Annotated in this window: 11 protein-coding genes; 3 read left to right on the forward strand and 8 right to left on the reverse strand. The window is 52.9% G+C overall.

Annotated features, from left to right (window positions below; translation table 11 throughout):
• From OGY35_RS01425 to OGY35_RS01440, 4 genes are all read right to left on the reverse strand, one after another.
• On the reverse strand, positions 1-1,227 hold the full coding sequence (locus OGY35_RS01425; RefSeq protein ID WP_187696629.1) for a polysaccharide deacetylase family protein: 1,227 nt from the start codon (positions 1,225-1,227) through the stop codon (positions 1-3).
• A 64-nt stretch (positions 1,228-1,291) separates the two neighbouring features.
• Positions 1,292-1,732 carry a PTS sugar transporter subunit IIA gene (locus OGY35_RS01430; RefSeq protein ID WP_178824003.1) on the reverse strand — a complete coding sequence of 147 codons (441 nt, stop codon included), beginning with the start codon at positions 1,730-1,732 and terminating at the stop codon, positions 1,292-1,294.
• Positions 1,733-1,838: 106 nt separating this feature from the next.
• Positions 1,839-2,609, reverse strand: coding sequence for an ABC transporter permease (locus OGY35_RS01435; protein WP_152405838.1), 771 nt, complete (start codon positions 2,607-2,609; stop codon positions 1,839-1,841).
• Entirely contained in the window at positions 2,606-3,532 is a 927-nt protein-coding gene (locus tag OGY35_RS01440) for an ABC transporter ATP-binding protein (RefSeq protein ID WP_152405839.1), read from the reverse strand. Before OGY35_RS01440 ends, OGY35_RS01435 begins: the two co-directional genes overlap by 4 nt.
• A gap of 108 nt (positions 3,533-3,640) precedes the next feature.
• Here OGY35_RS01440 and can point away from each other — a divergent pair, with 108 nt between their 5' ends.
• A complete protein-coding gene (gene can / locus OGY35_RS01445) occupies positions 3,641-4,303 on the forward strand; it encodes a carbonate dehydratase (RefSeq protein WP_061076458.1) in 663 nt (220 codons plus the stop codon).
• Positions 4,304-4,368: 65 nt separating this feature from the next.
• On the opposite strand, the gene hpt is transcribed toward can, so the two are convergent.
• Positions 4,369-4,905 (reverse strand): hypoxanthine phosphoribosyltransferase, encoded by a 537-nt coding sequence (hpt, locus tag OGY35_RS01450; RefSeq protein ID WP_042997896.1) that lies wholly within the window; start codon positions 4,903-4,905, stop codon positions 4,369-4,371.
• A gap of 205 nt (positions 4,906-5,110) precedes the next feature.
• Here hpt and OGY35_RS01455 point away from each other — a divergent pair, with 205 nt between their 5' ends.
• Positions 5,111-7,501, forward strand: a complete 2,391-nt coding sequence (locus OGY35_RS01455; RefSeq protein WP_286631238.1) for a glucose/quinate/shikimate family membrane-bound PQQ-dependent dehydrogenase — start codon at positions 5,111-5,113, stop codon at positions 7,499-7,501.
• A gap of 55 nt (positions 7,502-7,556) precedes the next feature.
• On the opposite strand, the gene OGY35_RS01460 is transcribed toward OGY35_RS01455, so the two are convergent.
• The 3 genes from OGY35_RS01460 to cueO form a co-directional block, all read right to left on the reverse strand.
• Positions 7,557-8,861: a glycoside hydrolase family 28 protein gene (locus tag OGY35_RS01460; RefSeq protein ID WP_286631239.1), complete on the reverse strand. Its 1,305-nt coding sequence runs from the start codon at positions 8,859-8,861 to the stop codon at positions 7,557-7,559.
• A 275-nt stretch (positions 8,862-9,136) separates the two neighbouring features.
• Positions 9,137-9,658 (reverse strand): hypothetical protein, encoded by a 522-nt coding sequence (locus OGY35_RS01465; protein ID WP_152405842.1) that lies wholly within the window; start codon positions 9,656-9,658, stop codon positions 9,137-9,139.
• 163 nt (positions 9,659-9,821) lie between these two features.
• Positions 9,822-11,381 (reverse strand): multicopper oxidase CueO, encoded by a 1,560-nt coding sequence (cueO, locus tag OGY35_RS01470; RefSeq protein WP_152405843.1) that lies wholly within the window; start codon positions 11,379-11,381, stop codon positions 9,822-9,824.
• A 165-nt stretch (positions 11,382-11,546) separates the two neighbouring features.
• Here cueO and OGY35_RS01475 point away from each other — a divergent pair, with 165 nt between their 5' ends.
• The gene (locus tag OGY35_RS01475; RefSeq protein WP_001295568.1) at positions 11,547-11,894 is read left to right on the forward strand and encodes a YacC family pilotin-like protein; all 348 of its coding nucleotides are present in this window, start codon (positions 11,547-11,549) and stop codon (positions 11,892-11,894) included.
• The last annotated feature ends 65 nt before the right edge of the window (positions 11,895-11,959 follow it).

Here is an 11,959-nt window from a genome sequence, read left to right on the forward strand (position 1 = left end):
CTACCCCTGCGGCTGATTGCTGATCAGCCGCGACATGGTTTCCAGTGAGTCCGTCCTTAAGATGTATAACCGTTTGAGTAAGAACGGATTATCCCCCGGTTTTACCTTCCCTTTCACCGTGGTCACCGCCAGGTGAAATCCAGCCTCTTCTGCCGCTTTCACTGCCGTCGCGTTATAACTGCCAAACGGATAGGAGAGATAGAGCACGTGCGGATTAAACGGGGCCAGCGCGCGCCGGGAGCGTTCAAAATCATACAGAATATTATGATGGCTGCGGCTGAGCAGGATTGGGCGACGATTGCCATCGACCCGATGCAAAAAGTGCGTATGGGACTGAAAATCAAACACATCGCGGATGCCGTTGAGTTCTGAAATACTCATAAACTGCAGCGATTTGGGATCCCATTTTTGCGGACGAACTTTAATTCTCGACGAGATAATAAAGGCCGTGGCCTTCATCCCATACTGCTTCAGTACCGGATAAGCATAGCGGCTCACCGACTTCAGGCCGTCATCAAAGGTAATCACCACCGCCCGCGCTGGCAGGTTCAATTTATTGCGCACATAACCTTCCAGTTGAGTCATCGTCAGCGTGCTGTAACCGCGATCGCGCAGCCAGGTCATCTGGTTGCTGAAGGCGCGGACTGACGTGGTGGTGGAGGTATGACGAAAGCGCGTGTTCTCTTCATCGCGCAGAATATGGTGATAGGTCAGCACCGGTAGCCCGCGATCTTCCTGGGCGTCGAGCGCGCTTATCCAGGCCAGGCGGTCACCAATGCGGATCTGATACCAGGTTTGATTCAGCCTGTCTTTAAGCTTACTGATAATGGGATAACGCAGATTATCCGCCAGTACGCCAAACGGCGCGCTGCCAACGTTCGGCGCATTATAGACGGGGGTGGCTTGCCAGGTGATCAGATTCTGGTTGCTGAGCGGTTTGTTGAGATCGCCGAGGCTGTCCTCAACGCGCTGTTTACCCTGCACCGGTTCCAGATGCCCCTTGTCGATAAACCCGGTGCCGAAGCCAAATTTGAATTCGTAATAGTCAGCAGCGACCGGAATGACAGAAATAATCTGTCCGGCGCGAATATTTCCCACGGTCACCATGTCATCACCAATTTGCGCCCAAATAGCCGCATCTTCCGTGGTTTGCATATAGCGAGCAGGCAACGCCGCACTGACTACTGTAGAGAGTGACAGCAGCAGCAGGAACAGATATTTCATCATTAACGATAACCGGGGCAAGAAACAACGCAACGATTGTACCAATTCATCTCATTAATAAGAATGATTAATACTCATACAAATCGTGCAGCAGAACAAAGGGGGGATTTTTCTGTTGCTGATGCCAAAGGCTGGTAACTTCTGGCCCACCGAGGGCAACAATCTGGTCGCGAAACGCCGGACTACTCATTGAGTCTCGTGATGAAATCATGTTCCCCAGCAGCGTCTCATTAATGCCGGAGATCACTTCACATTGCGGATGTTTATGGCTCATCAATGACGCCACGCGATACGGCGCCGCACCGGGGAGATCGGTCAGAAAGATGACGCCATCACCGGAATCTGTGGCATGCAGGGCGTCACACATCATCCGACTCAGCATGTTCGCGCTCAACCCACGCCAAAAATTCACCGCCCGGCATTGCGCCAGCGGGCCGTGTTTTTTTTCCAGAAGGCTCAGGAGTTCCTCAGCCTTATCGTCATGACAGGTAATGACCCAACCTAGCATTTCTCACCTCATTAGCAGGCAAGTAGTTTATCAGTGTAACAAATGGAGAATGATGACAATGGTCAAAAATCGCCCTCTCCTCACGCGGAGGAGAGGATAAAAACGCTCAGCTACGCAACCCGCGTCCGCGCTGGATTAAGGACCAGCACAGCAGATAGAACGCCACAATAAAGACAACCAGCACGCCAAACGTGGTCACCAGCGGCACGTCGTGAATGCCGAGGAAGCCGTAGCGGAAGCCGCTTATCATGTAGACGATCGGGTTTAACTGCGATAAGCCCTGCCAGAACGGCGGCAGCAGCGTCAGAGAATAGAACACCCCGCCAAGATAGGTCAGCGGCGTCAGCACAAAGGTCGGAATCAGGCTGATATCGTCAAAAGTTTTCGCGAACACGGCATTCAACAGGCCCGCCAGCGAAAACAGAATCGCCGTCAGAACCAGCGTCAACGCAACAAACAGCCACGAATGCACCTGGAACGGAACAAAGAACAGCGAAATGGCCGTCACCAGAATCCCGACACACAGTCCGCGCGCTACGCCACCGCCGACAAAACCGGCGATGATCACGTGCGTGGGCACCGGCGCAACCAGCAGTTCTTCGATGTTGCGCTGGAACTTGGCGCTAAAGAACGACGACGCGACGTTAGCATAAGCATTGGTGATCACCGCCATCATGATCAGACCCGGCACGATGAACTGCATGTAGCTGAAACCGTGCATCTCGCCAATGCGGGAGCCAATCAGGTTACCGAAGATAATAAAATAGAGCGTCATGGTGATGACGGGCGGCACCAGCGTCTGGATCCAGATCCGCATAAAGCGGTTGATCTCTTTCGCCCAGATGCTTTTAAGCGCGACCCAGTAAAGCTGCATCATGTGCGATCTCCTTGTTTTTCATGAACCAGTGACACAAACAGCTCTTCAAGGCGGTTCGCTTTGTTACGCATACTCAGTACCTGAATGCCCTGCGCGCTAAGCTGGCTGAACACGCTATTAATTCCTTGCTCACGCAGCACTTCGACTTCCAGCGTTGAGGTATCCACCAGCCGATACTGATAGCCCTCCAGCTTCGGCAGCGGACTTTTCGCCGCCAGATCGAGAATAAAGGTTTCAGATTTGAGCTTAGAGAGCAGATTTTTCATCGAGGTGTTTTCGACCAGCTCGCCGTGCTGAATAATCCCGATGTTGCGGCAGAGCATTTCCGCCTCTTCCAGGTAGTGAGTCGTCAGAATGATCGTGGTGCCTTTGTCGTTTAAATCCTTCAAAAAGCCCCACATTGAGCGACGAAGTTCGATATCAACGCCTGCTGTCGGCTCATCGAGAATCAGCAGCTTCGGCTCGTGCATCAGCGCACGAGCAATCATCAGACGTCGCTTCATCCCACCGGATAACATCCGTGCACGTTCGTTGCGCTTTTCCCACAGATCGAGCTGTTTTAAATACTTTTCGCTGCGCTCGATCGCTTCTTTTCGCTCCACGCCGTAGTAGCCCGCCTGATTGACCACGATCTGCTGCACGGTCTCAAACGGGTTGAAGTTAAATTCCTGCGGCACCAGTCCCAACTGACGTTTGGCGTTAACGACATCTTTTTCGAGATCGTAGCCAAAGACGCTGACGCGCCCGGAAGATTTGTTCACCAGCGAACTGATAATACCGATAGTGGTCGACTTTCCTGCCCCGTTCGGTCCCAGAAGCGCGTAAAAATCACCCGCCTCGACCTGTAAATCTATCCCGCGCAACGCCTGAACGCCGCCAGGATAAGTTTTTTTAAGTTGTTGAAGTTCCAGTGCAATGGTCATAAATTTTTACTTACCTTACGTTCTTACACTTTATATGTGGTTTAAATAATCCCGGAGTTGCCCTATATTAGCCCAACGCACTTATTTGGTTACAGGTCGTTAACCTCCATGAAAGACATAGATACACTCATCAGCAACAATGCACTATGGTCAAAAATGCTGGTGGAAGAGGATTCCGGATTTTTTGAGAAACTGGCGCAAGCGCAGAAACCACGCTTTCTATGGATTGGATGTTCCGACAGTCGCGTTCCCGCAGAACGTTTAACCGGTCTTGAACCGGGCGAATTATTTGTCCACCGTAATGTGGCCAACCTGGTCATCCACACAGACCTCAACTGCCTCTCCGTTGTTCAGTATGCCGTTGATGTCCTCGAAGTTGAACACATTATTATCTGTGGTCACTACGGGTGTGGCGGCGTACAGGCGGCGGTCGATAACCCGGAACTGGGCCTCATCGACAACTGGCTGCTGCATATCCGTGATATCTGGTTCAAACATAGCTCATTGCTTGGCGATATGCCGCAAGAGCGTCGTATGGATACGCTGTGTGAGCTGAACGTGATGGAACAGGTGTACAACCTGGGCCACTCCACCATCATGCAGTCAGCCTGGAAACGGGGTCAGAAAGTGACCATCCATGGCTGGGCATACGGTATTCACGATGGTCTGCTGCGCGATCTGGAAGTGACCGCGACCAGTCGTGCCACCCTGGAGCAGCGCTATCGCCAGGGCGTTTCTAACCTCAGCCAGAAACACGTCAACCACAAATAAAAATCCCCGGTCATGCACCGGGGACGTATCCAGTCAATGCCGGGATTTTCCCGGCTTTTTTACGCTTACTCGTCCAGCAGCACCACTTTGCCGACATACGGCAGATGGCGATAGCGCTGAGCGTAGTCGATACCGTAGCCCACCACGAACTCATCCGGGATGGAGAAACCGATGAACTCGACCGGGACGTTCACTTCACGGCGGGAGGGTTTATCCAGCAGGGTGCAAATCGCCAGAGATTTCGGTTCACGCAGGCTCAGAATTTCACGCACTTTCGACAGCGTGTTGCCGGAGTCGATAATGTCTTCCACAATCAGCACGTCTTTGCCACGAATGTCTTCATCGAGATCTTTGAGGATCTTGACGTCTCGGGTGGTGGACATGCCGCTACCGTAGCTGGAGGCGGTCATAAAATCGACTTCATGAGATACCTGCACTTCACGGCACAGATCCGCCATAAACATAAATGAGCCACGCAGCAGACCAACCAGCACCATGTCACTGCCGCTGTCTTTGTAACGTTCAGTAATCTGACGACCCAGTTCGGCAATCCGCGCTTTGATCTCCGCTTCGGGGATCATTACTTCTACAGTATGTTTCATAACTCTAACCATATGATTTAAAAACAAATCACTCAATGCCTGCTTCTACCGGAACAGCATCGAAGTGCAAGGCATGCAGTATACCAGTAAAAGTATTTATTCGCGGCATCTCTTAATAAAGCTCATTTTGTGATGACGATCACACTTGTTAAATCCTATAATTAATTGCTACTAAAAAATTAACAAATTGAGATGGTGTATTTTTATGGCAGATAACAACGCACGTTCACCGCGACTCCTCGTGGTGTTAACGGCCCTCTTTGCAGCGCTTAGCGGGTTGTATCTCCTGATCGGCGGAGGCTGGCTGGTCGCCATTGGCGGCTCCTGGTACTATCCGATCGCCGGTCTTGTCATGCTGGGTGTCGCCGTTATGCTCTGGCGCAGTCAGCGTTCCGCACTGTGGCTCTACGCCGCCCTGCTCCTCGCAACCCTGCTCTGGGGCGTCTGGGAAGTCGGCTTCGACTTTTGGGCACTCACGCCGCGCAGTGACATCCTGGTCTTCTTCGGCATCTGGCTGATTTTACCGTTTGTCTGGCATCGCCTGATTGTTCCTTCCCGTGGTGCCGTAGCGGCACTGGTGGTGGCCCTGCTGATTAGCGGAGGGATCCTGACCTGGGCGGGCTTCCATGACCCACAGGAAATCAACGGCACCCTGAGCGCAGACGCCACTCCGGCCGACGCTATCTCCACTATCTCCGACAACGACTGGCCGGCGTATGGTCGTAATCAGGAAGGTCAACGCTTCTCGCCGCTCAAGCAGATCAACGCCGACAATGTCCACAACCTGAAAGAGGCGTGGGTGTTCCGCACCGGTGACCTGAAGCAGCCTAACGATCCTGGTGAGATAACCAATGAAGTCACGCCGATTAAAGTCGGCGATACGCTGTATCTCTGTACCGCCCACCAGCGTCTGTTCGCGCTTGATGCGGCCACCGGGAAAGAGAAGTGGCATTTCGATCCGCAACTGAATACCAACACCAGCTTCCAGCACGTTACCTGCCGTGGCGTGTCGTATCATGAAGCGAAAGCCGATAATGCCTCACCAGAAGTCATTGCCGACTGTCCGCGCCGCATCATCCTGCCGGTGAACGATGGTCGTCTGTTTGCGGTGAATGCGGAAACCGGCAAGCTGTGCGAAACCTTTGCCAACAAAGGTATTCTGAATCTGCAAACCAATATGCCGGACACGACGCCGGGGCTGTATGAGCCAACGTCACCGCCCATCATCACCGATAAAACCATCGTGATTGCCGGTTCGGTTACCGATAACTTCTCCACGCGCGAAACCTCGGGTGTGATCCGCGGTTTTGACGTCAATAACGGCACGCTGCTGTGGGCCTTCGATCCCGGTGCGAAAGACCCGAATGCCATCCCGTCCGACGAACACACGTTTACCTTTAACTCGCCCAACTCCTGGGCCCCGGCGGCTTATGACGCGAAGCTGGATCTGGTCTATCTGCCGATGGGCGTGACCACACCGGATATCTGGGGCGGTAACCGCACGCCGGAACAGGAACGCTATGCCAGTTCGATTGTGGCGCTGAACGCCACCACCGGTAAGCTTGCCTGGAGCTATCAGACCGTACACCACGACCTGTGGGATATGGACATGCCGTCTCAGCCGACGCTGGCGGATATCACCGTCAAAGGTGAGAAAATCCCGGTCATCTACGCGCCAGCCAAAACCGGTAACATCTTTGTTCTCGATCGCCGTAACGGCGAGCTGGTCGTTCCGGCCCCTGAAAAACCGGTTCCGCAGGGTGCCGCGAAAGGGGATTACGTCAGCAAAACGCAGCCGTTCTCTGAACTGAGTTTCCGCCCGAAAAAAGATCTGACCGGGGCGGATATGTGGGGTGCCACCATGTTCGACCAACTGGTGTGCCGCGTGATGTTCCACCAGATGCGCTATGAGGGCATCTTCACCCCGCCGTCTGAACAGGGCACACTGGTGTTCCCGGGCAACCTCGGGATGTTCGAATGGGGCGGTATTTCGGTCGATCCCAACCGTCAGGTGGCGATAGCTAACCCGATGGCGCTGCCGTTCGTTTCTAAGCTGATCCCACGTGGTCCGGGTAATCCGATGGAACCGCCGAAAGATGCGCAAGGCACGGGTAGCGAATCCGGTATTCAGCCACAGTACGGCGTGCCGTTTGGCGTCACGCTGAACCCGTTCCTGTCGCCGTTTGGTCTGCCGTGTAAGCAACCGGCCTGGGGGTATATCTCCGCGCTAGATCTGAAAACCAACGACGTGGTCTGGAAAAAACGCATTGGTACGCCGCAGGACAGCATGCCGTTCCCGATGCCGGTTCCGGTACCGTTCAATATGGGTATGCCGATGCTGGGCGGTCCTATCTCCACGGCAGGCAATGTGTTGTTCATCGCCGCCACGGCGGATAACTACCTGCGCGCTTACAACATGAGCAACGGTGAGAAACTGTGGCAGGGACGTCTGCCAGCCGGTGGACAAGCCACGCCGATGACCTATGAGGTGAACGGCAAACAGTATGTCGTGATTTCGGCCGGAGGCCACGGCTCGTTTGGTACGAAGATGGGCGACTATATCGTGGCTTACGCGCTGCCTGACGACGCGAAGTAACGCAGTCTATTTTGTAGCAGAGACAGCGTGGAGACCCCACGCTGTCTTTTTTATGTTAGCGATTATCAAACGTATCATTCACACCGTCATTTTCACCCGCCGCAGAGACAACAACGTCATCAAAGCGCAAATGATTGACCGCCACAATGCGCCCAAACTCTTTCGCCTCGATCCGGCAATGGCTAAACCGAATGTCTTCCATCGGTTTCTCCGCAAAGGCCACCAGATCAAACGCGCGCGCCGGTAAGCGATAATCCGCCGCCAGCGTGGCATCGACATGGCTGATACGGATATTACGCACTTTGGTCATCTGTAAATTTTCCGGGATCTGCCTCGCCACCGCCTGCCAGGCTTCGGGCAACTCAGCAATATTGTCGAACCGTTTGCGGTTATAGGCGTTGTGCCAGTCCATAATCCAGGAGAAAGGAAATTGCACATTACGCATCCGCAGGTTTTCCACGACCACATCTTCAACAAACCCTCCCCGCTCCTTCGACGACTTCATGCGCAGCCCGCAGTCAGAGTTTTCGAAGGTAATATCGTGCACGTAGACGTTACGTATACCGCCGCTGACTTCACTGCCCAGCGTCACGCCATAGCCCGAGCGAATCACACAGTGGTCAATTTCAATGTGTTCGGCGATCCGCCCCACCCGATACCCATCCCCATCGCGACCCGACTTGATCACGATGCAATCGTCGCCGCATGACACATCACACTGCGTGACGTGGACGTGGCTTGAGGAGTCAATGTCAATGCCGTCCGTGCTTGGCCCGTGGTTATCACGAATGGTGACCCCGCTGACGATTACGTTATCTGCATAGGTTATCTGTAAATTCCAGAACCCGGCACGCTCAAAGGTTAAATCGGTAATCGAGACATGCTCTGCTTTGTAAATCAGGCAGGCGCGCGGTCGCTTAATGAGATAGTCCGCAATCCAGCGCAGCCCTTTGTTATCATAATCAACCCGCAGACCGCTCGCTTTATCCGGGCCGTAGTAGAGATCCCACCAGTGGGCGCCCTGACCATCGATCCTGCCATGTCCTGAAATAGCGATGTTGTTCACCTCAATGGCATTCACGATCGCCGCAGGCCACATCATCTCAACGCCTGCCACACGCGTCGGGATCTCCGGATAGTCGGCAATATCAGTCGACCCCAGTAGCGTCGCTCCCTGCGCGAAATGGAGTCGGCTGCCTTCCTTCAGAAATAACGAACCGACCAGGTAAGTTCCCGGAGAAATCACAACGGGAACCCCCTGTGCCGCCCCGCTATCGATGGCGCTTTGCAGCGCCCGGGTGTCTTTGACGAGACCATCGCCCCTTGCCCCAAAATCTTTGACATCAAGTTGTACGGACATGAATTCAATCCTTCTCTCTCATGGCGTGATGGGCTAATGCCACTGAATTTATTCAGCGTCGCTTCCCTTTCCCGCATTTATCCACAATTTAACGAATAGAGATATATCAAATAACGGCAGGAATCACCATTTACGAGGGTAACAATGTCTTATGCAGGTGAATGATAAATATGATGAATAATAAGAAAGAAGGGGGGATTATCAGAAGCGAATATTCAGGAAAAACAAAACGCCCGCAATAATCGCGGGCGCTTGTTGATATTCAGCAATAATGATCAGTCAAACTTCAGCGACATTAGCGACGCTTTTGCAACATCCTGATACTGATCAACTAAATCCTTCGTCATATTAAAGGCGACCTGGACGGCTTTATTGTCTTCGCTGGTAATCAGCATCAGATTCAGAATTTCACTGTCTGCGGCCTGGGAGCGGAAAGTCAGTAACCATGCTTTATGCCCGTCAACCGTAACCGATTCTGCCTCCGGTTTGTAGTTGGCTAACATTTTCAGCAACGCATCTTTCATCATATCCACCTGTGCGGCTGGCAGCGCGCTGCGGCCAGCAGTCACACCCAGAGAGACTTTACCTCTTTCATCGCCATAAATGATCTGCGGACGATTCTCGGACGGATACTTAATTTTCGCCATTTCAGCCGACATTGGCGTTAGCGTTTGCGGAATTTCAATGCTTAACTTCAGCTCAGGAAAGTTTTTACGCTCCATGTCCATTCCAGCATGGGCTGAAATCGCCACTAACATTGCAAAAGATGCTGCCACCATTTTACGGAAAATATCCATTTTTCACCTCAGAGTTCACGATTAGTTTGCGCAAGTATATCCGGTGACATCTGTAAAGATAACGACCAAAATCTATTTTCAGAGATTACAGATGAGAATGGTATTATTCCTATCTCTATTGGAGAGCGATATCCGAAAAAAACAGAATCGCCCTCCGTACCGCTTATACCGTAAAGCCTAACATCATTCCGGTATCTTCATGCTCCAGCAGGTGACAATGCGCCATATAGGCGTGTTCTTTCGGCGCAGCGTGTTCAAATTTTACTAACACCTCGCTAATGCCGCCTTCCACCCGAACGGTATCTTTCCAGCCCGTACGATGTGCTGCTGGTGTCTGACCATTCTCAGACAAAATACGGAACTGCGTGCCGTGAATATGGAACGGATGCAGCATCATATCGCCCACGCCAGAAATCACCCAGCGTTCAACCGTTCCTCTGCTCGCCGCAAACATCGGTTTGTTCATATCAAAAGCGATATCGTTAATCTTATTGGCATTGTGGAAATCAAATTGACCGCCGTGATTCATATGCCCCATGTCACCGTGCTGCATGTTGCCCATATGTCCCTGCATCTGCCCGTGCGCCATCCCGCTCATCGCCTGGTCGCCGTACTTTTTCATCAGCGACTGCATTCCCATCATGTCGAGCATCGGGTCCATCGACAGTTGCAGATTACGCACCGTCAGCCCGTCAACGGAAGGCAACGCGGGCATTACGCTGAGAGTATCCGGCAATGTACCAGAGGCGTTTACGGCAATCGGCTGAATACGCATGACCGGATGCGGCTTATCAAACGGCGCAATCGCCATCCCCATCTGACTAACCGGCAGAGTCAACAGATCAAACGGTTTACCGTCGCTGACGTCCACCAACACTTCAAAACGCTCGCCCATCAGCACGGGCAGTTCGTTGACTTTTACCGGTTCCGCCAGCAATCCACCGTCACTGGCGATGACGTACAATGGACGTTGATCGCTGGCAGCAAAATTGAGTGAACGGGCGTTACAGCCGTTGAGCAAACGCAGACGCAGCCAGCCACGCGGCGCAGCATGTTGAGGATAAAGGGCTCCGTTGGTCAGCAGCGTATCGCCAAACCAGCCTACGGCAGCCGCCATCACATCAAGCTGATAATCAATCTGCCCGGCAGCATTAAACCGTTTGTCCTGCACGATGACCGGTACATCGTCGATCCCCCACTGCTTCGGGAGCAGCAACTTGTGAATCTCTTCATCTTCAATCAGAACCAGACCCGCTAAGCCCATTGCCACCTGACGCCCGGTTTTCCCATGTTGATGGGGGTGAAACCAGCAGGTCGCCGCCCGTTGTTGCGGCGTAAACGTGACGGTACGCTTCCCGCCCGCCGGGATAATCCCCTGCGGCCCGCCATCCACCTCGCCCGGCACTTCCAGTCCATGCCAGTGCAGCGTGGTCTCTTCATTAAGCTGGTTATGGATATCCACCGTTACCGCCTTGCCTTTTTGCAGCTTCAGCGCGGGCCCGAGCAGATTGCCGTTATAGCCCCAGGTGGTTGCCGTTTTTCCAAAGAAGGTCGACTGGCCAGTCTTCGCCATCAGCGAGATATGGTTACGCGCGTCGGCGGTAAGCAGTTCGGGAATGGGTAGCGCGGGGCGTTCGGCGGCAAAGACGGCGCGGCTCCAGAGCGGTAAGGCTGACGACAGCCCCAGTGCCACAGAATATTTTAAGAAATCACGACGTTGCATAATTATTTCCTTATTTTGCTGCAGGCGAAATAAAGCTAATCTCTGAGCATAGACCCTCCCCTTACGGCAAGGTCAAGCCAGGAATATGACTTAATACATAATAAAAGTCGTCGCTTCGCCTCCAGTATGCTAACGTTTACTTTCCGTAATGCAGTGGTAGAAGCAATGAAGACGTTTTTCAGAACCGTGTTGTTCGGCAGCCTGATGGCCGTATGCGCAAATAGCTATGCGCTTAGTGAATCTGAAGCCGAAGATATGGCCGATTTGACGGCCGTTTTTGTCTTTCTGAAAAATGACTGCGGCTACCAGAATTTACCCAACGGGCAGATTCGTCGCGCACTGGTCTTTTTTGCTCAGCAAAACCAGTGGGACCTCAGCAACTACGACACCTTCGATATGAAAGCCCTTGGCGAAGACAGCTATCGCGATTTAAGCGGCATCGGTATTCCTGTTGCCAAAAAATGCAAAGCGCTGGCGCGCGATTCCCTGAGCCTGCTGGCTTACGTCAAATAACCTCCCGTCCATATTGCTGAAATAATGACCGTGCATCAACGGTCATTGTTAGCTATGATGTTGCG

It is taken from the genome of Citrobacter sp. Ct235, from assembly GCF_030332305.1.
Lineage (GTDB): Bacteria > Pseudomonadota > Gammaproteobacteria > Enterobacterales > Enterobacteriaceae > Citrobacter_A > Citrobacter_A telavivensis.

Bases quoted from the DNA above. Each gene is read 5' to 3' on its own strand.
- OGY35_RS01460 (WP_286631239.1), bottom strand. From the start codon at position 8,861: ATGTCCGTACAACTTGATGTCAAAGATTTTGGGGCAAGGGGCGATGGT.
- OGY35_RS01435 (WP_152405838.1), bottom strand. From the start codon at position 2,609: ATGATGCAGCTTTACTGGGTCGCGCTTAAAAGCATCTGGGCGAAAGAG.
- cueO (WP_152405843.1), bottom strand. From the start codon at position 11,381: ATGCAACGTCGTGATTTCTTAAAATATTCTGTGGCACTGGGGCTGTCG.
- OGY35_RS01455 (WP_286631238.1), top strand. From the start codon at position 5,111: ATGGCAGATAACAACGCACGTTCACCGCGACTCCTCGTGGTGTTAACG.
- OGY35_RS01425 (WP_187696629.1), bottom strand. From the start codon at position 1,227: ATGATGAAATATCTGTTCCTGCTGCTGCTGTCACTCTCTACAGTAGTC.
- can (WP_061076458.1), top strand. From the start codon at position 3,641: ATGAAAGACATAGATACACTCATCAGCAACAATGCACTATGGTCAAAA.
- OGY35_RS01475 (WP_001295568.1), top strand. From the start codon at position 11,547: ATGAAGACGTTTTTCAGAACCGTGTTGTTCGGCAGCCTGATGGCCGTA.
- OGY35_RS01430 (WP_178824003.1), bottom strand. From the start codon at position 1,732: ATGCTAGGTTGGGTCATTACCTGTCATGACGATAAGGCTGAGGAACTC.
- hpt (WP_042997896.1), bottom strand. From the start codon at position 4,905: ATGAAACATACTGTAGAAGTAATGATCCCCGAAGCGGAGATCAAAGCG.
- OGY35_RS01465 (WP_152405842.1), bottom strand. From the start codon at position 9,658: ATGGATATTTTCCGTAAAATGGTGGCAGCATCTTTTGCAATGTTAGTG.
- OGY35_RS01440 (WP_152405839.1), bottom strand. From the start codon at position 3,532: ATGACCATTGCACTGGAACTTCAACAACTTAAAAAAACTTATCCTGGC.